Annotated in this window: 23 protein-coding genes; 11 read left to right on the top strand and 12 right to left on the bottom strand. The window is 61.8% G+C overall.

Annotated elements, in window-relative coordinates; genetic code table 11:
* The first annotated feature begins 122 nt into the window (after positions 1–122).
* Both FH08_RS0130440 and FH08_RS0130435 read left to right on the top strand, forming a co-directional pair.
* The gene (locus FH08_RS0130440) at positions 123–653 is read left to right on the top strand and encodes an Lrp/AsnC family transcriptional regulator (RefSeq protein ID WP_031361980.1); all 531 of its coding nucleotides are present in this window, start codon (positions 123–125) and stop codon (positions 651–653) included.
* A gap of 134 nt (positions 654–787) precedes the next feature.
* Positions 788–1,039: a hypothetical protein gene (locus FH08_RS0130435; protein ID WP_031361979.1), complete on the top strand. Its 252-nt coding sequence runs from the start codon at positions 788–790 to the stop codon at positions 1,037–1,039.
* On the opposite strand, the gene FH08_RS53610 is transcribed toward FH08_RS0130435, so the two are convergent.
* Positions 1,036–1,182 (bottom strand): helix-turn-helix domain-containing protein, encoded by a 147-nt coding sequence (locus FH08_RS53610; RefSeq protein ID WP_235210550.1) that lies wholly within the window; start codon positions 1,180–1,182, stop codon positions 1,036–1,038. The genes FH08_RS0130435 and FH08_RS53610 overlap by 4 nt on opposite strands.
* Positions 1,182–1,307 (bottom strand): hypothetical protein, encoded by a 126-nt coding sequence (locus FH08_RS54050; RefSeq protein ID WP_268810837.1) that lies wholly within the window; start codon positions 1,305–1,307, stop codon positions 1,182–1,184. Before FH08_RS54050 ends, FH08_RS53610 begins: the two co-directional genes overlap by 1 nt.
* Before the next feature lie 392 nt (positions 1,308–1,699).
* Between FH08_RS54050 and FH08_RS0130425 the strand changes: the two genes are divergently transcribed.
* The 9 genes from FH08_RS0130425 to surE all read left to right on the top strand — a co-directional run bounded on the left by FH08_RS0130425 (position 1,700) and on the right by surE (position 12,945).
* A complete protein-coding gene (locus FH08_RS0130425; RefSeq protein ID WP_031361978.1) occupies positions 1,700–2,920 on the top strand; it encodes an MFS transporter in 1,221 nt (406 codons plus the stop codon).
* A 195-nt stretch (positions 2,921–3,115) separates the two neighbouring features.
* Positions 3,116–3,967 (top strand): TetR/AcrR family transcriptional regulator, encoded by an 852-nt coding sequence (locus FH08_RS0130420; protein WP_081889624.1) that lies wholly within the window; start codon positions 3,116–3,118, stop codon positions 3,965–3,967.
* 123 nt (positions 3,968–4,090) lie between these two features.
* Entirely contained in the window at positions 4,091–6,595 is a 2,505-nt protein-coding gene (locus FH08_RS0130415; RefSeq protein ID WP_031361976.1) for an acyl-CoA dehydrogenase, read from the top strand.
* A gap of 36 nt (positions 6,596–6,631) precedes the next feature.
* Entirely contained in the window at positions 6,632–8,062 is a 1,431-nt protein-coding gene (locus FH08_RS0130410; protein WP_031361975.1) for a 3-oxoacyl-ACP reductase, read from the top strand.
* A gap of 2 nt (positions 8,063–8,064) precedes the next feature.
* Positions 8,065–8,994, top strand: a complete 930-nt coding sequence (locus FH08_RS0130405; RefSeq protein WP_235210549.1) for a MaoC family dehydratase — start codon at positions 8,065–8,067, stop codon at positions 8,992–8,994.
* A 133-nt stretch (positions 8,995–9,127) separates the two neighbouring features.
* Positions 9,128–10,432, top strand: coding sequence for an acetyl-CoA C-acetyltransferase (locus tag FH08_RS0130395; RefSeq protein ID WP_031361973.1), 1,305 nt, complete (start codon positions 9,128–9,130; stop codon positions 10,430–10,432).
* 270 nt (positions 10,433–10,702) lie between these two features.
* Positions 10,703–11,611: a DUF1571 domain-containing protein gene (locus FH08_RS0130390; RefSeq protein WP_051888661.1), complete on the top strand. Its 909-nt coding sequence runs from the start codon at positions 10,703–10,705 to the stop codon at positions 11,609–11,611.
* Between the two features lie 210 nt (positions 11,612–11,821).
* Positions 11,822–12,061, top strand: coding sequence for a hypothetical protein (locus FH08_RS0130385; protein WP_031361971.1), 240 nt, complete (start codon positions 11,822–11,824; stop codon positions 12,059–12,061).
* 80 nt (positions 12,062–12,141) lie between these two features.
* A complete protein-coding gene (gene surE, locus FH08_RS0130380; RefSeq protein ID WP_200878810.1) occupies positions 12,142–12,945 on the top strand; it encodes a 5'/3'-nucleotidase SurE in 804 nt (267 codons plus the stop codon).
* Positions 12,946–12,997: 52 nt separating this feature from the next.
* Here the strand turns inward: surE and FH08_RS0130375 are convergent, their stop codons facing one another.
* From FH08_RS0130375 to FH08_RS0130330, 10 genes are all read right to left on the bottom strand, one after another.
* Positions 12,998–14,389, bottom strand: coding sequence for a sigma 54-interacting transcriptional regulator (locus FH08_RS0130375; RefSeq protein WP_031361969.1), 1,392 nt, complete (start codon positions 14,387–14,389; stop codon positions 12,998–13,000).
* Between the two features lie 120 nt (positions 14,390–14,509).
* On the bottom strand, positions 14,510–16,300 hold the full coding sequence (locus FH08_RS0130370; RefSeq protein WP_031361968.1) for a TadG family pilus assembly protein: 1,791 nt from the start codon (positions 16,298–16,300) through the stop codon (positions 14,510–14,512).
* A gap of 1 nt (position 16,301) precedes the next feature.
* Complete coding sequence (locus FH08_RS49675; RefSeq protein ID WP_235210547.1) at positions 16,302–16,739, bottom strand: DUF3613 domain-containing protein; 438 nt, start codon at positions 16,737–16,739, stop codon at positions 16,302–16,304.
* Positions 16,740–16,747: 8 nt separating this feature from the next.
* Positions 16,748–17,665: a pilus assembly protein gene (locus FH08_RS0130360; protein WP_419178032.1), complete on the bottom strand. Its 918-nt coding sequence runs from the start codon at positions 17,663–17,665 to the stop codon at positions 16,748–16,750.
* Between the two features lie 20 nt (positions 17,666–17,685).
* Positions 17,686–18,696, bottom strand: coding sequence for a type II secretion system F family protein (locus FH08_RS0130355; protein ID WP_031361965.1), 1,011 nt, complete (start codon positions 18,694–18,696; stop codon positions 17,686–17,688).
* A gap of 2 nt (positions 18,697–18,698) precedes the next feature.
* Positions 18,699–19,712 carry a type II secretion system F family protein gene (locus tag FH08_RS0130350; RefSeq protein ID WP_031361964.1) on the bottom strand — a complete coding sequence of 338 codons (1,014 nt, stop codon included), beginning with the start codon at positions 19,710–19,712 and terminating at the stop codon, positions 18,699–18,701.
* Entirely contained in the window at positions 19,705–21,081 is a 1,377-nt protein-coding gene (locus tag FH08_RS0130345; protein WP_031361963.1) for a CpaF family protein, read from the bottom strand. The genes FH08_RS0130350 and FH08_RS0130345 overlap by 8 nt, the downstream gene beginning before the upstream one ends.
* A gap of 3 nt (positions 21,082–21,084) precedes the next feature.
* Positions 21,085–22,488, bottom strand: coding sequence for a fimbrial protein (locus FH08_RS0130340; protein WP_152602954.1), 1,404 nt, complete (start codon positions 22,486–22,488; stop codon positions 21,085–21,087).
* Positions 22,489–22,608: 120 nt separating this feature from the next.
* Complete coding sequence (locus tag FH08_RS0130335; protein ID WP_051888659.1) at positions 22,609–24,132, bottom strand: type II and III secretion system protein family protein; 1,524 nt, start codon at positions 24,130–24,132, stop codon at positions 22,609–22,611.
* A gap of 119 nt (positions 24,133–24,251) precedes the next feature.
* On the bottom strand, positions 24,252–24,729 hold a 478-nt coding region (locus FH08_RS0130330), incomplete at its 5' end, for an RcpC/CpaB family pilus assembly protein (protein WP_031361960.1).

Below are 24,729 nucleotides of genomic sequence, written 5' to 3'. Positions count from 1 at the left end.
GCGCTGCTTATGAATACAGCTTAACTATTGCGTCGCAGAATGTGCCTCTCATTTGCTTTTAATCGGGCTCCGGGATAGTGTATTTATTCCGTGTACGTCCACTTTTCCAGAATATTCGAGCTATGACCACATTGCCTAAGCGCCTGGACCGTATCGACATCGGCATCCTGAACCAGTTGCAGCAGAATGCGCGCATCACTAATTCGGAACTGGCGCGGGCGGTGAACCTGTCGCAGACGCCTTGTTTTAACCGCGTGCGAGCGCTCGAAAAGCTGGGGCTGTTTAAACAGCAGGTCACGCTGCTAAACCCGGAACCGTTGGGCTTGCGGATCAATGTGTTCATTCATGTCAGCCTGACGAAACAGGATGAAGACGCGCTGCGGCGTTTCGAAGAAGCGATCGGCGAGCGGCCCGAGGTCATGGAGTGTTACCTGATGACCGGTGACGCGGATTATCTGCTGCGCGTGATGATGCCGGACATCCAGTCGCTGCAGCGCTTCATCATTGAACGGCTTACGAAGATCCCGGGCATCTCGAACATCCGTTCAAGCTTCGCGCTCAAGCAAGTTAGATATAAGACGGCGTTGCCGCTGCCGTTGGCGGGAATGACGTTACATGAACCTGATGAGAATGCGGATACGGAGTGGAGTTAATAGCTTGCAATGGCTTGCAATGGCTCGTGAGCCGTCCCGTTGGCGTGGAAAACGTATCGAATGGCATTTACTCCGCAGCGCGTTCGATTGCCGCTCGATAGAGTCGAGGGGGTCAACCACACCAGGAGTACATGATGCGCGCTGCAGATATCCTTCCCGATGACCTCAACAACGTCACGCTGAACGGCGTCTCCGTTCGCAAAGGCACCGTCGGTGCGTTCCTCGCCAATGCACGAGTCTGGGCCGATCCCTTGACGCCCGCGAACGAGCGTACAGCGGCGGAGAACGATATTGTCGAGGCTCTACCCGCATTACGAGCGCTTGGCTTGTTCGATTTGCTGGAGATCCGTGACCCCGGATTACGGGCGCTGGTCGGCGCGCACTAGCTCGTCGAACGCGCCAACGCCCCACCGTCGCCATGCCGAAAGTCCCGCGGCGACATTCCGAAGGCCGCGCGAAAACGGCGGCTGAAATGGGCGGCATCGTTAAAGCCGTTTCGATAAGCTATCCTTTCTATCGATAGCGACACTAGAAGTCTTTGAATACAAGCGCCGAAGCCGTGCCGTAGAGCAGGAAATCGTATTGTTCGATTGCGGTGCCGAGGAAAGCCGAGATGAAGACATAGGGCCATCGGGCGCGAGGAGTAGCGGACATGGGAGGCTCGGCTGGACTTGTTTCAATGCGGCCAGTATCAATTTTGTCCAGCGCCCACACTTGTCCAGAGGTGAACCGATGTCTTGCCCCCGAGCGAAGTGCGCCAAGCCGTCTTCCTCAAATCCATTTAATACAAAAATAATTCAATTAACTTACATTTTCTTTAATTCATCGATTTATTCGAAAGCTATCCGATCGATGCATTGCACAGAAAACATCAAACCATACCGGGGTTAATACCAGTTTGGCGGATCGCGGCGAGCATCCAATTAAACAGCGGCGTACACTCCACCCTGCCGACAGCGGCCGAGCGCCTTATCCGGCGCGGCGCAGAGAAAGCTTCGGTCACGTCGTCATGATTAATCAATTACGCGAATGGGGAGATTACGGCAATGAGCTGGACGCGAGAACAAAGAAACGTGACGATTGCGGCCTATTTAGGCTGGACACTCGATGCCTTCGATTTCTTTCTAATGGTTTTCGTATTGAAAGATATCGCCGCGGAATTCAATACGAAGATTCCGGAGGTCGCATTAGGTATTACCCTGACGCTGGCGATGCGCCCTATTGGAGCGCTGATCTTCGGTCGTCTCGCCGACAAGTTCGGCCGGCGGCCGACGCTGATGGTCAATATCGCCATCTATTCGCTGCTGGAAATGCTCTCGGGCTTTTCGCCGAATCTCTTTACGCTGCTCGTGTTGCGCTCGCTGTTCGGCATTGCAATGGGCGGTGAATGGGGCGTTGGCTCGGCCCTGACGATGGAAACCGTGCCGACCAAAGCACGTGGTTTTGTCTCAGGCCTTTTGCAAGCGGGTTATCCAAGCGGGTACCTGCTGGCTTCCATCGTGTTCGGCGTCTTGTATCAATATGTTGGCTGGCGCGGAATGTTCTTTATCGGCGTGGCGCCTGCGCTGCTGGTTTTATATGTGCGCGCACACGTGCCTGAATCGCCGGCGTGGAAGGCCATGGAGAAGCGGCCACGGCCCGGCTTGCTGAAGACGCTCAAGCAGAACTGGCAGTTGTCCATTTATGCCATTGTCTTGATGACCGCGTTCAACTTCTTCTCGCACGGCACCCAGGATCTTTATCCGACCTTCCTGCGCGAACAGCATCACTTTGATCCCCACACGGTCGCGCTCATTACCATTGTCCTGAATATCGGGGCGATCTGCGGCGGCCTGTTCTTCGGGTCCATGTCGGAAAAAATCGGGCGCCGCTGGGCAATTTTTATTGCCGCTTTGATCGCGTTGCCGGTATTGCCGCTCTGGGCATTTTCGACTGGCCCCGTTGCGTTGGCCGCTGGCGCTTTCCTGATGCAGATATCCGTTCAGGGCGCCTGGGGCGTTATCCCGGTTCACTTGAATGAGATATCGCCCGATGAGATCCGCGCCACATTTCCTGGACTTATCTATCAGTTGGGGAATCTGCTGGCATCGGTCAATGCGACCATGCAAGCGTCTATCGCTATCAAGAACGGCAATAACTACGGACTTGCCATGGCGCTGGTCGGCGGCACCGTCGCCGTGGTGATCGCGGGGCTTATTTTCTTTAGCCGCGAACGCCGCGGCATTGACATGACCGAGTCCGCGAAGCATGTCGGGGTGACAAGTTAGCTTCAAGCATTTTTAGTCGATGGGGACGCGCTCGCGTCCCCATTTTTTTCTGCGCGTCCCGTCCCCTTGCACGATCGTTCTCTTTTTAGAGAACACGCTCCATGAAATGGCTTGTCGATATCGCCAAAGCTTTTTATCTTGATTAGAACGCCCGTTTTAATTAAAGGCTTTACTCGACCATCGACCATTCCCAGAATGTGGACCGCCGCAGCGGTTCCGGAGACGCCAGTGCCTACCCGTTCCACCCCCACCGCATCCAGTCGCGCTTCATCACGCGCGTCCGGCGATACCAAGACCCGCCTCCTCGACGCCGCCGAAGCGCTCTTCATTGACGCCGGTTACGAAGGTATGTCGATGCGGCTCATCACGGCTCGCGCCGATGCCAATCTGGCCGCCGTGAACTATCACTTCGGCGGCAAGGACGCGCTGGTCCACGCGATGCTCAGCCGTCGCCTCGATGGTCTCAACCAGAACCGCCTGGCCTTGCTCGAACGCTTCCAGTCCTCTCTGGGTTCGCAACTCACCTGCGAGCACATCCTCGGCGCGATGTTCATTCCGGCGCTCGAGCAATCTCGCTGCCTCGAGAAAAGCGGCCCTGCGTTGCTTCGCCTCCTCGGCCGCGCTTACACCGACCCGTCGCCGTTCATTCGCAACTTCCTGCGCGGAATCTATGCGGATGTCGCCGAGCGCTTCTTCTGCGCGTTTCAAACTGTGCTGCCGCATTTGCCTCGCGAAGAACTTGGCTGGCGGCTGCACTTTTGCATCGGCTCGTTGAGCGGCATTCTCGCCGGAGCCGATACCAATAGCCTGATCGCCGATTTCACGCAGGGTCAGCGTCTGGAGGACTCGCAATTGATCGGCCGTCTCGCACTCGTCATGGTGGCCGCACTCAAGGCGCCCCTGTCTCGCGCAAACGGCGCCTGCCCGTTCGCCTCCATGTTCGCCGGGCGCGAGCCGGCCTCGAACAGCGCAGCGAGCTTGACGGCGGACCCTTTGAACATAGGTCCGTTAGCGCACGACATCGCGTCACAACATGCCGTTGCCTGAGATAAGAACGCACTTGAGAACGCACGTACCGGGTATGTAATGTGCTGAACAATAAGCTGCCGATGCACACCGCCTCCATACCGTTCCAGCGCACACTATCGAACAACATAAGGAGAGGTCGTCATGACAGCCAGCTTCGTGGTCGCCTTGTTTATCGTGAGCGGCGCTCTTCTGTATATGCAAGCGCCCGCAGTTGCGTGGCTCGCATGGACGGTGATATGGGTGGCTGTCGGTTGGTTCGCGGGGGTGACCGGACCGGTCGTCACAGCGCTGCTTGCGATCGTCTTCGTGCTGCCCGCGCTCGTGCTTGCTATCAAGCCGCTTCGCCGCGCGCTGCTGACCAAACCCATCTTCGAGCTGTTCCGCAAGATCCTGCCGGAGATGTCGCCGACCGAACGCGATGCGATTGAAGCAGGCACGGTCTGGTGGGATGCTGAGTTGTTCTCAGGACGTCCAAAGTGGGACACGCTGCTTGCCCTCGGCGCACCGGTGCTCACGGCAGAAGAAAGTGCGTTCATCGATACGGAATGCACGCAACTCTGCGACCTCGCCAACGACTGGGAAACAACGGCGGTGTGGCAAGACCTGTCGCCGCAAACGTGGCAGTTCATCAAGTCGAAGGGCTTCCTCGGCATGATCATTCCGAAGCAGTACGGCGGCAAGCAATTCTCCGCCTACGCGCATTCACAAGTCATCATGAAACTCGCCACGCGCTGCTCTGCTGCAGCGGTGTCGGTGATGGTGCCCAATTCGCTCGGACCCGCCGAATTGCTGATGCACTACGGCACCGAAGCGCAGAAGAATCACTATCTGCCGCGCCTCGCTCGTGGTGATGAAATCCCCTGCTTCGCGCTGACCAGTCCCTACGCCGGATCGGACGCGGCGGCCATTCCCGACGTGGGCATCGTGTGCAAGGGGTTGCATGAGGGCCGCGAAACGCTCGGCTTTCGCGTGACCTGGGATAAGCGGTACATCACGCTCGGGCCGATCGCGACCGTGCTCGGCCTCGCGTTTCGCGCACTCGATCCCGACCATCTGCTAGGCGCCGCCGATGAAGCGGGCATTACTTGCGCGCTCATCCCGACCGCGCATCCGGGCGTGAACATCGGCCGCCGTCACTGGCCCCTGAACGCGGTGTTCCAGAACGGTCCGAACTGGGGCAAGGATGTATTTATCCCGCTCGAATGGGTGATCGGTGGACGCGAACAGGTCGGCAACGGCTGGCGCATGCTGATGGAATGTCTCGCAGCGGGACGCGCCATTTCGTTGCCATCGTCGAACGTGGGCATGGCGAAGCTGGCCGTGCGCGGCACCGGTGCGTATTCCGCCGTGCGTCGGCAGTTCCGCACAGCCATCGGCAAGTTTGAAGGCGTACAGGAAGCGCTCGGACGCATGGGCGGCAACTTGTATGTGATGGACGCGGCACGCCGCTTGTCGGCGCAAGGCGTTGATCTTGGCGAGAAACCGTCGGTGATTTCCGCGATCGCGAAATATCACATCACCGAACGCGCACGCAAAGTGATCAACGACGGCATGGACGTCGTCGCGGGCAAGGGTATCTGCATGGGACCATCGAATTTCCTCGCGCGCGCTTATCAACAGGTGCCCATCTCGATCACGGTGGAAGGCGCGAACATCCTCACGCGCAGCCTGATTATCTTTGGTCAGGGCGCAATCCGCTGTCATCCGTATGTGCTGAAAGAGATGACCGCTACCCGCGATGCCGACCGCGCCAAAGGCCTGCGTGATTTCGACAGCGCCTTCTTCGGTCACGCGAATTTCACTGCATCGAATATGGTGCGCAGCTTGGTGTTCGCGTTGGGCGGCAGCGCGCTGATCCCCAAACCTGCCCGTGCCGACTCGCGTCTTGTGCCGTACTATCGCGCGGCCACACGCTTCGCCACGGCATTCGCGCTGCTCGCGGATGTATCGATGTTCGCGCTCGGCGGCGAACTGAAGCGACGCGAACGCCTGTCGGCAAGACTCGGCGATATTCTCTCGCAGCTCTACCTGATCTCGGCCACGCTCAAGCGTTTCGAAGACGATGGCCGCCCTGAAGCCGATCTTCCGCTCGTGCGCTGGGGCGTTGAAGATGCGTTACATCAAGCGCAAACGGCCTTCGAAGGCGTACTCTCCAATTATCCGAAGCCGTTCGCGGCCGGGTTCGTGCGCGCGCTCGCGTTTCCTTTTGGCATGCCGCATCGCGTGCCGGGGGATCGGTTAGGGACGGCTATCGCCGAGTTGATGACAACGCCCGGCGACGCCCGCGAACGTCTGATTGCGGACTCGTACGCGCCGCCCGTGCATATCGATCCGCTCGGTTACGGCGAGTTGATGTTCGCGCTTAGTCCGCGTTACGCCCAGATCGAGAGCAAGCTGCGAGACGCGGTTAAAGCCCGGCAAATCCCGCCGATGCCGCAAAGCCTGCCCGAACTCGATGCCTGGGCCGCGGCCTGCGAAACGCGTGGTTTGATCGATACGGCCGAACGTCAGGTACTCTCCGACTACGCGCGTTACGGCGTGGAAGTCGTCAAGGTAGATGACTTTGGCGCGGATTTCGGTATGCTCGATGCATTGAAGAAACGCCAGGAAGCCCTGTCGATCGAGCCCGAGGAAATCCATGCGTGACGCTTCACATAAGCGCTAAACCGTTTTCAGGCAGGCATGAAAGATCGCTATCTCGACTTCGTCAATTCCCCGTTCGGCGCGAGCGTCGCGCGTTCCATCGGCTTGCCTCAGCCGGAAGTATTGCGGCGGCATGCGCTGGGTCGCGCGGAATTCGGCGGTATAGCAGCGATCGGAGCGGGGCCGTCGCCTACGTTGTTTGAACCGCTGATTGCTCTCCTCACCTCCCTCGGCATGACGAGCGTGGCCCACGAAAGTGCGCTCGGCTGGTTGCCGGTTGTGGCGCAACACGGCGCGATGAGCGGACGCTTCGAACCGCGCGCGCCGGGCGCGCCGGCAAACGACCGGGTGCAGGCGCTGATCTTCGATGCCACGGGTATTTCCGATAGCACGCAACTGCATGCGCTCTACGGCTTCTTCCACGATGCCATCCGCTCGGTGGCGAAAAGCGGCCGTATCGTCGTGCTTGGGTTGCCGCCTCAATCGTGCACGTCACCGCGCGCGTGGACCGCGCAACGGGCACTGGAAGGCATGACACGTTCGCTTGGCAAGGAAGCGCGTGGCGGCATCTCTGCAAATCTGGTTCAGGTGGAACCGGGCGCCGATATTGAAGGCGCCTTGCGTTTTCTGCTCTCGCCGCGCTCGGCGTATGTGTCGGGGCAAGTGGTGCATATCGACGCCACGCCGTCTACGCCACCCGCCGACTGGGACCAGCCGCTCGCGGGCAAACGTGCGCTCGTCACGGGCGCGGCACGCGGCATTGGTGCAGCAATCGCGCAGGTGCTGGCCGATCGTGGCGCGCACGTGATCGGGCTGGATGTCCCTCAGGCACAGGACGCGCTCGACCAGACCATGCTCGCGCTGGAAGATGCGTGGCCGTCGCAAGGGGCGCACACGGCGCTCGTCGCGGATATCGCCGCACCCGACGCACCCGAGACCATTGCGGCCGCGCTGCTAGCGCTGGGTGGTATCGATATCGTCGTGCACAACGCCGGCATCACGCGCGACAAGACCATCGCGAAGATGACGGAGGCGGCGTGGGACAGCGTGATCGATGTGAACCTCTCGGCGCAGGAACGCATAGACGACTTGCTGCTCGACCAGAATGTGCTGCATGCAGGCGGCCGGATCATAGGGGTGTCGTCGATCAGCGGCATCGCCGGCAATCTCGGCCAGACCAATTACGCGACCTCGAAGGCCGGCGTGATCGGCCGCGTGCAAAGCATGGCGGAGCCGCTTCGTACACGCGGCATCACGATCAATGCGGTGGCGCCCGGGTTCATCGAAACGCAGATGACCGCCCGCATTCCGCTGGGACTTCGCGAAGCCGGACGACGCATGAATTCGATGAGCCAGGGCGGCCAGCCCGTGGACGTGGCGGAGACAATCGCGTGGCTCGCCAGTCCCGCTTCCGCCGGCATCACAGGCAACGTGGTGCGCGTGTGCGGACAAAGCCTGATCGGAGCATAACCATGGGCATGCTGCTTCCGTCGGGTTCGTCGCCAGGTTCGCCGCGCATGCGCACGGTGATCCTCGAGGCCCTGCCGCCGCCCGCGAAACTCTATGGCCGAGCGCTGCAGGGCATTTTCAAGCGCTCGGAGCGGGTCGCCGAACTACCGCCGCTGCGCCTGGTGCGTCCAAGCGTGGCACTCGATCCCGAACAAATCGGCCGCTACGCGCGCGTATGCGGTTTCATCCCCGAGCAAGGCGTGCCTGTCACCTTCCCTCACGTGATGGCGTTCCCGCTGCACCTGATGCTGCTCACCGATCCGGCGTTTCCATGGCCCGCGATGGGTCTCGTGCATGTGTCGAACAGCGTGCACTTGCGGCGCACTCTGCACTCGGGACAAGCATTGCGCATTGAAGTGGAAAGCGGCGCGCTGGTGGCTCACGACAAGGGCCAGGCATTCACGCTGCATACGCGCATCTATCGTGGTGGCGAGGCGGTCTGGGATGCGGACAGTGTGTATCTGAAGCGTGGTGTCGCGGGTCGCGCTCAGGCCTCAGTTGCTCATTCAGTTCCTCAGGCCGACACCACGCCGCCCGCGCTGGTCCGTGAAGCACGCTGGCAGCTTCCCGCACAACTCGGCCGCGACTATGCTAAAGCGTCCGGCGATTTCAACCCTATACATCTGCACGCACTATCGGCGAAAGCGTTCGGCTTTCCGCGCGCCATCGCGCATGGCATGTGGACGCTCGGGCGCACGCTCGCGGCGCTGCAACCGTCGAAGCAACTCGGTGCCGCCAATGTGCAGGGCGACTTCAAGTCACCCATCCTTTTACCCGCCGAAACCACGTTGTGGACCGCGGCTTTATCGGCGACAGGACGCGACTTCGAAGTACGCGATCTGGCGGGTGAGCGATTGCATCTGCGCGGCCGCTTCGAGTGGGAATTGCCATGATTCGGGCTCGTGGCATGGACGAGCGCTGCGACGTAGCCGTCGCGTTGTGCAAAATCATACGGCGTTCTAAGCAATTCATGCCGGCTGAAACCGATCCTGAAGCGCCCACCGTATCCCTCGACGAGATCTCATCATGACTGTGAGCGCCCTTCCCGCTGTACGTCGCGTAGCGATCCTCGGCAGCAACCGGATTCCGTTCGCCCGCTCCAACACGGCGTATTCGACGGCATCGAATCAGGACATGCTGACGTCTACGCTGCAAGGCGTGATCGACCGCTACGACCTGCACGGCCTGCGGCTCGGCGAAGTCGCGGCAGGTGCCGTCATCAAGCATTCACGCGACTTCAATCTCACGCGCGAGGCGTTGCTCTCCACCACGCTTGCCCGGGAAACGCCCGCCTACGACGTGAGCCAGGCGTGCGGCACCGGCCTTGAAGCCGCGATCCTGGTTGCGAACAAGATCGCTCTCGGACAGATCGACGTGGGCATTGCAGGCGGCGTGGATACGACTTCCGACGCGCCTATTGGCGTGAACGAACGGATGCGCAAGATCCTGCTGGAAGCGAACCGCGGCAAGTCCACGGCACAGCGCATGAGCGCGCTGGCGAAGCTGCGGCCCGGCATGTTGCTCAAGCCCATGCTGCCGCGTAACGTCGAACCTCGCACCGGACTTTCAATGGGCGAACATTGCGAGCTGATGGCCAAGCGCTGGAAGATATCGCGCGAGGCGCAGGACGAGCTTGCGCTAGACAGTCATCGAAAGTTGGCGGCCGCGTACGAGCGCGGCTTTTTCAACGACCTGATGACACCGTACAAAGGCCTTTCACGCGACAACATCCTGCGGCCGGATCTCACGCCGGAACGGCTCGCGGCGCTCAAGCCCGTCTTCGACCGCGACGCCGGCACGCTGACAGCCGGTAATTCCACGCCGCTCACCGATGGGGCCTCGGCCGTGTTGCTCGCGTCTGAAGAATGGGCGGCCGCGCGCAACCTGCCGGTGCTCGCTTATCTCACGCTCTCGGCAACCGCAGCCGTCGATTTCTTCGACAAGAAAGAAGGCCTCCTGATGGCGCCCGCTTACGCCGTGCCGCGATTGCTCGAACGCGCGGGACTCAAGCTCGCTGATTTCGATTTCTACGAGATCCATGAGGCATTCGCGGCGCAGGTGCTGTGCACGCTCGCGGCGTGGGAAGATGAGGAATACTGCCGCACGCAACTCGGCCTGGACGGCCCGCTCGGCTCAATCGAGAGCCGCCGCATGAACCTCAATGGCGGGTCGCTGGCAACCGGTCACCCGTTCGCGGCGACGGGCGGACGGATCGTCGGGACGCTCGCCAAGATGCTGGCTCAGGCGCCCGGCGACACACGAACCCGCCGCGGCCTCATCTCCATCTGCGCGGCGGGTGGACAAGGGGTGGTTGCCATTCTGGAGCGCTGAGGCGGGCGGGCCAGCCGCTCAGGTCGTGGTCACCAGCGGCCGCCTAAGATAAAACGCGATGACCCGGAATTTCCGGTCTCTCGGAAGCGTTCTAAAACAAGGAAAAGACGGGGAAAGGTTTTCGCCGTGAACTGCGCGACGTATACGCGGCCAAAGCAAAATGAACGCACCACGGAGAACTTCATGCATCGAGGACGACAGCGCTGCCAAAATCGTAAGCTTGTCCCCGCAAGCGTTCGGATCCGGCGTCTGTTCGCCACGATAGCCCTCATGGCCGTCGCCATGCCCGCCAGCGCACAGGAGGTGGCCAGCATGGCCATGGCCGCACTGCCGACGTCCGCTGCCACCTCCGCGGCCGGTCCGGCGCTTTCTGCCGGCGCAACGACTACACCGCCGAAGACGCCCGCGGCACAGGTCGGCAAACTTCCGCTCGATGCCCAGGTCCGCTGGCTGAGTCACGCCGCACTGAGCGGCATGCTCGCCAGCATGAGCGACCAGGCGCTTGTTGCGCTGTTCAAATCGCTTGATCCGCTTGCGCTGCCGCGCTATTTGAAGAACGGCCCGATTGGTTATCCGTCGTATGAGTTCACCATGGTGCGGCGTGAGCGTATCCACGGAATGTGGCCGGGTCAGGCCGACCACATGCTGGTGCGCGTGACGCGCAACCCGCTGCGGGTCTACGCAAAATGGCTGCCCGACGGAGCACACGCGGGCCAGGAGATTCTCTACGACGAAACCGCGCGTTCAGATGAAATGTACGGCCATCTGGGCGGTTTGCTAAAGGTGATTGCGCTCTGGACGTCACTCAACGGCTCACTCGCGCGCTCGCAATCGCGGCATTCTATCCGCGATCTCGGCACCGAATACATCACGCAGCAGTTCCTGGCCGAAGGCAAGAAATTCGCTGAGGCCGGGATCACGCACGCCAGCAACATCGAAGTAAAAACGATGGATGGCGCCCGCGTAGTCGCCTTCACTTACGAAACCCCTTCTGGACAGCCGGAGTTCTATGCCAAGAAAGAAGTCCTCGGCCTGGACCTGAGGCGGCCGTATTTCCGGACGGCGGAATCCTTCGACAACGATGGCAAGATCTTTGAAAGCATCGTGTTCCAGAACATCGCGCCGAAGACATTCGACGACGCCACGTTCAGCCCCAGGAACCCGGCTTACAATTTTTAACCTCATTGATCACAATTTTTTTCCTCGTCAAACGTCTTCATGGCAGACGCATGCGCGGCTTTTCGTCTGTTTTAAGTTTCGCCTAAGACTTGGTCGATACCCTTGCCCAACTTTATCGAAACCTTTATCGAAACATCAAGCGCCGCTGTCTGGTGCGATCGACGCGCTGCACGATACACAAAGACAAAGCATTAACGAAAGGAGTTCGTCATGAACCTCCGCAACGCATCGGCTCCGGTACGGGCCATCAAACGATTACTCAGTCACCACGAAATCGCCACGCTGCTGCTGTTGCTGCACGCGCCGATCGACGCAATGGCCGCGCCTCCCGACGTTGCCTCGCTGAGCGAATACGGCTACGTGGAAATGGTGTCGCCCACGCCGGGTGAGTCCAAGTTCCGCCTGACCGATGATGGCAACGCAGTACTGCGCGGGCTCGGTATCAAGTAAATCCGGGCTTCCACCCCGCACCGCGATCTCTGGAATAATCGATTGAGTGACGCTTTCCCTCAATCGACAGGAGATTAGCAATGCCAGCTGTAACACCCGCTGCAATTCCCTCTTCGCTGCCCAGACTTGCACGCGTTCTGCTAACCAACGACGATGGTATCGACGCACCCGGACTCGCCGTGCTCGAAGCGGTGGCCGCCGAACTCGCGGACGAAGTGTGGATCGTCGCGCCGGAGCACGACCAAAGCGGCACGTCGCATTCCATCAGCCTCCATTCGCCGCTGCGCGTGAGCGAGCATGGCAAGCGTCGCTTCGGGGTGCTCGGTACACCGGGTGATTGCGTGGTGATGGCAGTGCGGCATCTGATGCAGGACGCGCCGCCCACGCTTGTGCTCTCGGGCATCAACCGCGGCGGTAACCTGGGTGTGGAGACCATGTTTTCCGGCACGGTCGGCGCGGCCATGACCGCCTTGCTGCTCGGCTTGCCATCCATCGCATTGAGCCAGACCTTCAGTGACCGCGACAACGTGCGCTGGGATACAGCGCGCGAACTCGCACCCGGCGTGATCCAGTCGCTGCGCGCGATCGAGCACGACGCCCCAACCTGCTTCAACGTGAATTTTCCGGATATAGACGCGGCTCTCGCCGGCCCGCTTACTCCGACTCGCCAGGGCGTGGGACTGGTGGAAGGTATCGACGTGCTGCCGCAAACCGATCCGCGTGGACTGCAATATCACTGGCTGCGTTTCCAGCGCGGTCCGCGTGAAAACTCGGCCGACAGCGAGACGGCAGTGGTCGCATCGGGACGCGTGTCGGTGACGCCGCTGCAATTCGAACGCACCGACGAGCGCATGTTCGCCGCGTTGAAAGTTGCGCTGGCGTAGAAGTCAAATCAGGCGAGAACGCTCGCTTCAACACCGCGGCCTGCGAAGCCTCTCACCCCACGACGCGCGTTTCAGGTTCTTCGTCGAAGATCTGGAACTTGCGCATTTTTTCCCAAAGCACCTTGCGGCTGATGCCCAGGTGACTCGCCGTGTCCTGGCGCCGCCAGCCGTTTGCGTCCAGCGCGGCCAGCACGCGGTTGCGCTCGTTCATGTCCCACTTGCTACGGTCAACCAGCACTTCAGCGCTCAGCTCCGGCGGGACCGGCTGCGAGGTGCGGGCAAGCGCGAGCAGGCGCTGCAGCCGCGCGGTATCCCACGATCCCACTTGCCGCACGGTCACGCCTATGCGCTCCGCCAGGTTGCGCAGCTCGCGGACGTTGCCGGGAAAATAACTATCGGCGACAGCATCGGCCAGCCAGTACGGCAGCTCAGGCAGGCTCGCGAGTTTTTCCGGCCCCACCACCTGTGCAATGAACGACTTGAACAGCGCAATCTTGTCGAGCGCCCCGCGTTCCTCCAGCGACGGAATCTTCAACTCGATCACAGCCAGCCGATAGTAAAGATCCGCGCGGAAGTCACCGTCCTTCACCAGCTGAGGCAGGCTCTTGTGAGACGCGGCGACCAGCCGGAAATCCAGCTTGAGCGGCGCGGCCGAACCAATCCGCGTGACCGCGCTGTCCTCCAGCACGCGCAATAACTTGACCTGCTGATAGAGCGGCATGTCGCCTATTTCATCGAGGAACAGCGTGCCGCCGTCGGCCTGCTCGAAGTAGCCTTTGTGCGCGATCACGGCGCCGGTGAACGAGCCTTTGGCGTGACCGAAGAACAGCGATTCGAACAAGCCGTCAGGAATCGCGCCGCAATTGACCGGCACGAATGGTCCCCCGGAATAACGCTTGTGCTGGTCATGCAGCATCTGCGCAATGCGTTCCTTGCCCACACCGGTTTCGCCATGCACGAGCACACTGGTATCGCAATCGGCGAAGGTCTGCACTTCGTGCAGCAATGCCTGCATGCACTCGGCATTCGCTATCAGGGCACTCGATTCCTGCACTTGCTCCCCATGCGCACGCAGTTGCTGGGCAAGCTTCGCCACCATCCGGCGCAACTCGGCGCCGGTGAAATCAAGCGGCAGGATATGCGAGTAGTCGGTGGGAAACACGCTCGTGTCACGCTCACGCGGCGCCGCGCCCACCCAGATCACCGGCATGCCGCGATGCGCTTCCCAATCGCGCAATGCGAACGCGCCCGTGTCGATCACGGTCACGCTCACAATGGCGATCGCCTGGCGCTGGGCGTCCTGGCCCGCGGCAATCGACATGCCGTCGGCGCGGATCACATCGACTTCAAAACTCGACATGCAGCGCACCACCTGCTCGACGATATCCGCCTTGCCTTCCCACACGTAAATATCGAGGTCGTCGATTTTTGTCGCTGGTCTCATTGCTCAAGTCTCATGGCTTTCATCTGTTGGCTTCGCAGCCCGTTGCGTGCGTTACTAAGTTAACGGCGCCGGCGGGTCGCAAGTCCGGTCACCGGTTCGATCATTCATCCGATAGGCCTCTCAATACTGAAGCTGCGACTGACCGCATGTCAGGGATAAATCGTGGATCGTGCTTACGCCGATCTGCACGCCCAGGAGTTGCAGGACCGGGACGAGGACCGAGTCAAGCGCACCCAGTATGGGAGTCAGCAAATTCACGAGTGTGCTCAGCGTTGCGCTAACCAGGCCAGGGATGAGCAACTGAATCACCACATTGACAATCGGCACGGGCGTGTTCACTACCAGCCCGCCTTGTGAGATCGCCGTGGAAAGATTGGCCAACGCGTAGCTGATCACGTGGCCCGCACGGTTCGAGTTCACCCTTTGATAATCATCAGCATTCCCTACGATGCCATCGAAGGTCAGCGTGGAGCTGCTGTCCGGCGGAACTACGGCCGTGATCGGCGCTTTCACCGAAATGGTCAGGAGGGGAACTCCAGGAGTCAGGACGTTGGGTACGGACACCAGCGTTGCAGGCTGCGAACAACTGAACGCCGCCGACGCGGACAGGTTCGATGGCGGATTGCCCACGCACACGTTGGCAAGCCCCGGCTGCACGCCGACAACGCTGTTGCTCGCCGCTGCCGTCGCGGCGCATTGAGTGGACTGGAGCCAGGCGGTTCCGGGCGTGACCTCAAGTGATATCGGCAAAGTCAGCAAGGGCGTCGACCCCAGGCCGAGGAACGAACCGGGCACGGCTCCCAGGCTCAGGACGAGATAAGCGCGTACTTGCGCTGACGTCGCTATGGTCCGCCACGCTCCGGCCGGCGTCTGCCCGGCCTCGCCTATCGCCAGCACCGGGGGCTGGATCACCTGGACTTGCAATGAGGCGGTCGCGATACCAAGATTCAGCCCGGTACTGACACTCACCGCTGACTTTCCTGCCTGCGCGATGTCGGCCGCGACAAACAGCGCGTCCAACGGGCTGATAGTCGCGGTGAGCGCGGACTGGGTATCGGCGAGTCCAACCTGCAACAGGCCCGGCGTGCCATTCACCGCGCCTAGAGGGAACGTCTGCGAGCCAGGAATATTCGCGTTCACGACGGCCTGCAACGCACCAACCGCCGCCGATAAATTCGCGTTCGCAACCTGAGTCGTCTGCAACGCGGTGAGCATCAGATTGGCAAGTTGCGCGGCCGTGACGTTCATCGCAAGCAATTGGTTCACCGTGCCCACACCCGCTGCCGTCACAAGATCGCCAATCTGGATACGCGATTGTGCGAGACCTGCATAACCCGCCGCCGATATCTGCAGCGTATTGATATTCGTCCCGAGCATCGCGTTGAGCACCCCGGTAATGACCGTCGGATCGACGCTTGCCGTCGTCGTGCCGATGGTGAAGGCCCCCACGTTGACCGCTTGCGCCAGCCCCGTCGCGCTCACCACCCGTCCTGCTCCCAGGAAGAAATAAGGCACTTGCTTCGACACTGTCACCTGCACCGCGTTACTCGGCGTAGCGTTCGCCGCGTAGTAGCTGGGACCCACATAGAGCGTCGGATCCCAGCGCCCGCATGTCGTGGTAATCGAGTTGCCTGACGCCGACGCGTTGAAGCCATTCGCACCGGCGATGCCAAGGGCGGTGGCCGGCGCACGCGAGCAAGCGTTATCGACGACCTGGGCGCCCGCATTCGCCGCCATGTCCGCCACACTCTGCATCACACGCCGCTGATAGAACACGTTACCCACATCAATAGCGGCAAGCGCTGCGACCGCTACCAGCAGCCAGAACGCTGCCAACACGCTCGCCACACCACGCTGGCGTTTGCGCCCACGCGATGTCGCTCTGCTCGGAGATGTCGGAAAGCGTTTCATGTCAGTTCGACGTTCCGCTGCCTATTGAACCACCTGTTGCACCGCCGACCGTGCCCACCGATGAATCCAGATGTTCCGGAATCGGATGATCGAAAGACTTCAGGTAACGCGCGTACGCGGCGCTCGCTTCTGCACCCAGCATCGGCTGTGGCGGCGCCGCCAACTGGCCGCTTCGCTGCAACGCGAGGATCGATAACGTGGCGTCGCCGATCAGCGTGACATGACGAACCACAGCTACCGTTTTTGACGGCGCCGCCGCTTGTGCCTGTGCTTGCTGCTGACTCTCTAGCGCTGCGGGCGGTTCCTGCGACGTCAGCGGAGTCTGCGTCTGAGCCGCCGCATCGGTAGCAATCGCCATCGAGCACAACACGGCGACCAGTCGCGCGGTCAAGACCTCCATCCTGCCCAGCCCTCGCCCCGTCCGAAATTCATTCATCATTCTTCCCCTCACCGTGCGACCAGTTGCGCTTGTTTGCCCGATACTGCGCCGGATGGATCGAACGTCTGGGTCAGGGGCAATTGCGCGTTGAGCAGAGCATCGACCGTCTCCGGCGCACGGATGGCGGGAGCAGGAACGCGTGCGCGCTCGGCCGTCGTCGCTGCACCCTTCGCGACTTGCGCTTGCGACGCCTGTGCAGCGGCCGCCGCGATGCGCTGCGCATCCGCGCGAATTGCCTGCTGCACTTCCAGCGAAAATTTTTGCTGCGCGATCAGCCCTTGCGCTGCGGCAGGCTGCCCATCGGCCAGCAGGAACAGCGCGACATTGCACAGGATCTTCCGGTTATCCTGAGCCAACTCCGCGGCTTTCATCAGCGGTACGCGAGCGCCTGCCACATCGCCGAGACGCAAGCGCGCGTATCCCAGATCCGATAGTGTGAGAGCGTCGGTTGGCTGCAGGCGCGTGGCAGCATCGAACCCTTCGGAAGCCTTAGCAAATTCTCCTGCTGCCCCGGCCAGTAAACCGAGACCGCGATATCCCCGCGCCGCCAGCGGCGTGTTCAATAATTTCGTGTATGCGTCGGCGCTGGCCTGGGCCTGACCAGTCTGGCGCAACGCGTCGGCGCGCAGCAGACTTGTGTCGGGCGTCGAGCCATACTGCTTCTCGTATGCGTCAATGTGCGCAAGCGATGCATAGAACAAACCTTGCGACTGCATCCGGTCGATCAGCGCGAGATACATGCCGGGTGTATCAGGCGCGTCCTGTTTCTGCTGCGACTGCTGAAGCGCAGCTTCGCGCTCCGCTTGTATGCCGACCCCATACCCGCTTTCCATCTTCGACGCACAGCCGCCCAGGCCCGCGAAAACGCTGCATGCAAGCATCAGGACAACAGTGGGCAGGCGGTTCCTGATCGCGATCGATTTCATGGTGTCACTCTCTTCAACGTCTATCTGTGCATTGTGGATAACGAGTGGTATATGGCGATAAATCCGGGACCCGCCGTCATGATCAACAGAGCGGGAAGCAAGGTCACCACCATCACGCCGGTCATCTTTACGGTCAATGCGCCGATCCGTTCACGCAACGCCGCGCGGCGCGACTCGCGCAACCGGTCGCCGAACTGGCGCAGCGGTTCCTGTACCGCGCCACCGTGTTTGTCGACCTGGACGACCAGCCGCATCACGGCATTCAGGTCGTCGTTTTCATAGCTCGTCGCGAGCCGGCTCAGCGACTGCTCACGCGTACGCCCGGTGTTGAATTGCCGGTGAGCCAGCGCGAGTTCCTGCGAGAGAACCGGCAGCACAGTTGCGAAGTCGTTGATCATCACCTGCAGGCACTGATCGAGCGACAGGCCGACGCCCTGCAGCAAACGCAGCAAGTCGACGAACATCGGTAACTCGCTCGCTACCGAGCGTTGACGCGTTTTCGCGCGTCGCCGCACGAACCACTTCGGCAACATGAACCCCAGCACGAGCGCGGCGATCATCGACAGAGCGAGGCGAGGATCCCCGTTGAACCAGGCCAGCGCAAAGAGCGGCAGGAACGCGGCGCAACCAATTCGTGCCGCGAAGAAACGCGCGCGCGTGTTGGCATCGAGGAAACCGCATTGATCCAGCAATCGCCGGTCTTCAGCCGCGACGACGATTGCACCGAACGGCGTGTCCAGCCACCCCACCGCCGCGCGGCTGAGCGCATCGGCCAGACGCGACCGGCGGGCGTCTTTGGTCCGCCCCCTCCCGGCCTCGCTCGCGTTCTTCGCGTCCGTTGACTGCCAGGTCTCCTTGCCCGTTGCAATCGCGCGTGCCGCCGAGCTGGCCGCGCGTTGATCGAGCGCATGGTCGAGCGTGCGCGCGCCGCGCTGCATGCGCGCGAGGCCCGTGAACACGAGCACGCCCAATAAGGCGCATCCCAGTGCGGCCACGAGCAAGGCAAGAGCGAACACGGTGTGAGCGGTCATGATCAATCCTTCAGGCGCACCAGCCGATACAACATGAAGGCGCCGAGCGCTTGCAGTCCCAGCGCCACATACACAAGGCGCTGACCAAATGGATCGGACCACATCTCGCGGAAGTACGACGGACTGGAGAGCATCACAAAGCCGCCCAGCAGCGCCGGCATCAGACCAAGCACCCAGGCTGACAAACGCGTCTCGGAGGACAACGCAATCAGTTCACGCCCGGCCTGTTCAAGGTCGCGCATCACCGCGGCCATGCGGTCCAGCATCACGTCGGAACGGCCGCCGTACTTCACCGAGATACGCAGCACCGAGCCGACCAGCTCCAGCTCGCGCACGTGATACATCGAGGCCACATGTTTCAGCGCCACATCTATTTCCACGCCCGAGCGCAACATGCGTGAGACCCGGTCGAGGCAGTCGCGCAACGGCGCGTCGGTGGTCGTCACGGCAGCCTGGAACGCGGCCGGTACGCTGTTGCCGATCGTGATGAGCCGCACGATGCCATCGAGAAATACGGGCAACTGGCGCGAGATGCGCTGATGGCGTTTCTGTGCGCGCCATGAGAGAAAAGCAAACAGGCAAAGCACACCGAAGACGAGAAAACCCAGCCCCAGTATCCAATGTGCCCGCAGACCGACCAGGCACGCGCCTGGCAGGATAATTACGCAAGCGGTCCACAGCAGCTTGGCGGGACTCGCGATACCCGCGCGGTTCATCAGGTTGTCGAAGGCGCAGAGGAAACGGGCCCGCAGATGACGCAGATGTTCGCGGCCACCGTGCTCGGCATTCGGTGATATCGCGGCGGCAGCGGCAGAACGAGTGCGCTGGCTGTTCTGGGCAGGTGCTACACCCGCTGTTGCGCCCGGTGTTGCTCCCTGCAACGACGCCACGCGCCGGTCAACAAAAAGGTCCGTCAGCGCGCGTTCGCGGCTGTCCTTCGCGCGCTGCCAAAGCAGCAGGCCGCCGGCCGCGCACAGCAGCGCAACGACCAGGACGAGACCGATACCGCTAGACATTGAAGCCCCCACCGGAGCGGCCGAAACCGCTACTACCGCCGCCTCGTCCGAAGCCGTCGTTGAAGCTGTCCGCGCTCCTGTCGTTGCCGAGGGACTGGCGGTACTTGGCAAGCTTCGGCGAGCTGGGATGAATGCCGAGCGAGACCCAGTTGTCCTGCTCCTCGCCGCCTTCCATGATCGGCTCGTAGCGGTACAACTCCTGTGTCGCAACTATGTTGTCCGAGAGTCCCGTCACTTCCGTCACCGACAAAATTCGCCGCCGTCCATTCGACAGGCGCCCGATCTGAACGATGAAGTCGATCGCGTTCGCAATCTGCCGCCGCAGGCTGGACTCCGTGCCCTGGAAGCCGGCAAACCCTGCCAGCATCTCGAGCCGGTAAAGACATTCGCGCGCCGAGCTTGCGTGGACGGTGCCCATCGAACCATCGTGGCCGGTGTTCATGGCCTGCAGCATTTCCAGCACTTCGCCGCCGCGTACCTCACCCACGATGATCCTGTCCGGACGCATCCGCAGCGTATTGCGCAACAGGTCACGAATGGACACCACGCCCGCGCCGTCAAAACCGCCCGGACGGCTTTCCAGACGCACCACGTGCGGGTGATTGAGTGAGAGTTCGGCGGTGTCTTCTATCGTCACCACGCGCTCGTGCTTGGGAATAAAAAACGCAAGCGCATTGAGCAGCGAGGTCTTGCCCGAACTCGTCCCGCCCGACACCAGCACGTTGCAGCGCGCAGCGACCGCCGCATCGAGCAGCTTGCAGATCTCCTGGTCGAAGGTGCCGTTCGCGAGCAGGTCGTCGGGGCGCAACGGGTCGCGACGAAACTTTCGAATTGACACCACCGGACCATCGAGCGATAGCGGCTCGATCACCACGTTCACCCGGCCGCCATCGGGCAGGCGGGCATCGACCATTGGATTGGATTCGTCCAGTCGCCGCCCCATAGGCGCGAGGATGCGCCGCACGATCCGCAGCAAATGTGCGTTGTCTGCGAAGCGCACCGGGATCTTCACGAGCATGCCGTGGCGCGAGACGTAGACGTCGTCGAAGCCGTTGATAAGGATGTCCTCCACGGCAGGATCGGCGAGCAGGTCCTCGATCGGACCGAAGCCGGCCAACTCCTTCGTCAGGGCCTCCGCGATCAGCCGCACTTCGCTCTCGTTCAGGGGAATGCGCCGCATCCGGACGAAGCCGTCGATCTCCAGGTCGACGAACTGCAGGATCGCCTGGCGCGACCAGCGTCCGAACTCGGCGCCCAGCTCCTCGATCCGCGTAAGCAGATGCTCGTGCGCCGCGTTCTTGATGTCCTGGAACTGCTGCGTATGCGCAAACGAAGTAGCGTCGTCAGCGAACTCAATGTCTCTTGCCATCGTCTATGGCCGCCTGGTGAAAGTGGGAAGGAGCCGCTTGAGGAATTGTTTTGAGCCGCTCGGCGTGTCGGTGAAATCTGCCGTCTTCTGCTTTAGTGCATCGGTGTCCATGCCATCGGACAAGGGCCCGCATGCGGGCGTGACGCTTTCCGCGGCGGCGATTCTTTGACCGCCGAGCCGCGCGACCAGCGGGTCCAACGCGCGCACATAAGCATCGCGTTCAGCGATATCCGCCAGGAGGCGCCCTTGGTTCACTGCGCGTCCAAGCGCCTGTGCGCGTGCAGGGAGTACCGCGAGCAACGGCAAACGCAGCCGTTCCGCGATTTGCTCGGCGCCAAACTGCAGCGTCGGGTCGAACTTGTTCACGACCAGATGCAGCTTCTGCAGCGCATCGGGAGCCTCGCGGTCCTTGGGCAAGCGTGACTCGACATCGCAGACACGCAGGCCTTCCAGCAACTCCATGGCGGATACCACTGACGCCACGTTCGGATCGCAGACGAGCCACACGTTATCCGCCGCGCGCACCATCTGGGCGATGAACTCAAGGTTCGTAAAACCGCCGAGATCGATGATCTGATGATCGAAGAAAGTCCGCAGCCGGTTCACCAGGTTGACTGCCGACGCATACGAGACCTCGCGCATCGCCGTGAGATCCGCCGGCAGTGTGGTCACTGCCAGGCCGCTGGCGTGGCGTCCGAAGGCCGTATGAACAAAGGTCTGGTCGAAGCGGCGCAGGTTGCGCACGGCATCGACGAAATTGAATTCGCTTTGGGTGTCGAGCAGCACTGAACTGTCCGCGGCCGGGATGCCCAGGTCGAGCAGCGCGGAGGTCTTCTGTGCCGCCGCGCCTCGTTTCTGCAACCTCACCGCCAGGTTCGCCGCCAGCGTGCTCACGCCCATGCCGACGCGCGCACCCAGCAGCACCGTCATATGGCCGTGGCGGTTGGCGATGGGTTCCGTCCTCGCGGACTGGCTGGCCTGTTCAATTAATTGCTTCGCTATCCGAAGTGCTTCATCGGGCTCGCCTTCAACATCGATAAAATCACGCACGCCGGCGCGCAATGCGGCAATCGCGCTAGCCGACTGCTGCAGCGAGCCGAGTGCAACGATGGCCAGGCCCGGGAATGCCTCGTGCACCGCGGTCGCCATCGCCGTCGCGCCGGCGATGCTGGCCTCGGGCGCTTCAAGCGGCGCACAGGCGAAATCGATGAACACCAGCGTGGCGCCCAGCGACGAGATCTTCGGCATCAGTGCAACAGCGTCGAACGGCACGTGTTCGAGCGCGCCCAGCGTGCCCAGCGCACGCGCGAGCCAGGCCCGGCGTCCCGCATCCGAGCAGACGCACAGGAACCGGACGCCTGAAGGGCGCGCTTCCATGTCAGTCAAAGATAGAACTCTTGCGTTCATCGTCGCTTTCTCCTGCCACATCGGCGCGTGCCATGCTGCCAGCACACCTCGCCGTTCCAGACGGACTTGCGCGCGTCTTCGCCACCTGCCCGCGGCTTTCCTTGTCAGACAGGACGACCGTCATTTCGAGAATCCCGGCACCGCTTCACGCGATGCAAAACCACCAATGAACGAGCGCCACACAGGTCCGTCGCGTCGCTCGGACTGTTCGCCAGGGGTGGCCGGAAGGACCGCCCCCTTCGCAATCGGCGAGACCAGGTGCGGCGTCACGATGATCACCAGCTCACGATCGTTTTGCGTGTACTGCAGGGTCTTGAAGAACGCACCGATGACCGGCAGATCACCCAGCATGGGCACCTTGTCGACGTTCGACGACGTCTCGCGATCGATCAAGCCGCCAATCACGAAACTTTCGCCATCACCGAGTTCGACGGTCGTATCCGCTCGCCGCGTAGTGATCGCCGGCACGGAAATGCCGTTGATGGTCAGCGCGTGCTGGAAGTCGAGCTGGCTTGCTTCCGGCGCGACCTTCAGCGCGATCCGGTTGGCACCGAGCACGGTCGGGGTCACCGTCAGCCCGATACCGTAGGGCTTGTAGACAATGCTGATCGTGCCGAGCGACTGCGGCACGGGTACCGGAATCTCGCCGCCGGCGAGGAAGCTCGCGCTTTGTCCCGACAACGCTACGAGCGTCGGTTCGGCCAGCACGCGCGCCAGGTTGTTCGATTCGAGCAGGCTGAGGTTCGCGAAGATACCGCGAGAACCCAGGTTCACCATCAGGTTGAAGGCGCTGCTGATAGGCGATGCAGAGGCAACCTGTAAATTCGTGGTCGCGCCGCCTGTATACGATGTCAGCGCTGACGGGGCGAAGGTGCCGAACGCAAACGCGTTGTTCTGCTTGAAGAGATTGAAGCCCGCTTCTTTCAGCACGGCCTTGCTGAACTCGACCACCTTCACATCGACCTGGACAACGGGACTGGTTGCTATCGTCGATGCATCGAGGACAGCGCCTCCCTTTGCACCGGCCCCCTTGTCTCCCCCAGTTGCAAGCGGGTCGGACGCGCTGTCGTTTTGCGCCCCCGAATCCTTGCCAACAGATCCCGGCTGCGTATCCGACGAGCCTGCGGCTTTTGCGACCGACTCTTTCGCCACCGCCAATGCAACTTGATGCGATTCCATGCTGGCAGCCGACCCTGTGATCACCGCCGTGCGGCCAAGTACGTTCACTTTGGGGGTATCCCTGCCGAGCAGCTCGCGGGCGGCAAGCGTAGTGACGTTGATCGTATAAGTGCGCGGCGCGGCTTGACCGCGTTCCCACACCATCAGCTCCGTGCGTCCCGCGCTTTTTCCGACCAGCAACAAACCGCCGTTCGCACCGCCATTGCTCTTGAGCCAAAGCACATCGGCGACCGCGGGGTCTCCCACGGCTACGCGCTGCAACGTGCGTCCCATCGCGATCTGCTTCTGGGTACCGACGATGATGTCGATCACCCGTGACCCCGCGGAGCCGGTCGCATCTGCCGCAGGCCCCGCAGCCTTCGCACCGGCAAGCGGGGCCGCCGCGCACGTGCATACCAGCGCGGCGAGCAATAATCGACGCGCGCCAGAGACGCCGCGTCCTCGATAGAAATCTAAGGCTTTCATGATTTTTATATATCAACTGCGTACTGCGATGTCGCCTCACGGCGGCACGGCCCCGAACTTCCCTTTGATGCTGGCTGCTACTCGTCCTTCTAAATTTGTTTACGCCACGGCCATCGCTTTCAGTAAGTCACTTTTTCCCTACGCGCACCGCGAATCAGCTCAAGATCATTCGACGCTGCCTGGACGCGCGGCGTGCGCACCGCAGGCATCGAAGGCACGCCAGGTAACGGTGGCATGACTGGCGTGCGCGCCGGTCGCTCGCCGCCGGCACCCGCCAGCGCCTCCAGCGACAAGCCCGCTGCGGCACGTGACGCGTCATTCTTCGGCATCCTTATCGATGCCATAAGCGGCGCCATGGCAAGCGGTTCGGCTGTGTCAGTATCGGCGGGATTGCGCAACGCCAGCACCAGGCGGCCCGCGCCTTCGGCAAGCGTGAGTGCGTCGATATCCGCCGCGCGCACGGCCAGCACCGCCGTACGCGCCCCCCCACTGCGCGGGGCATTGGCCGCGTTAGCCGCGGCGACGGCAGCGGCCGACATGCAGGGAAGGGCCGCATCGCCGAGACTGAGCACCCGGACCCTCGATAACAAAAGCCGC

The organism is Caballeronia sordidicola (assembly GCF_000729995.1).
GTDB classification, from domain to species: Bacteria; Pseudomonadota; Gammaproteobacteria; order Burkholderiales; family Burkholderiaceae; genus Caballeronia; species Caballeronia sordidicola_A.
This window is presented reverse-complemented; position numbering and strand designations above follow the sequence as displayed.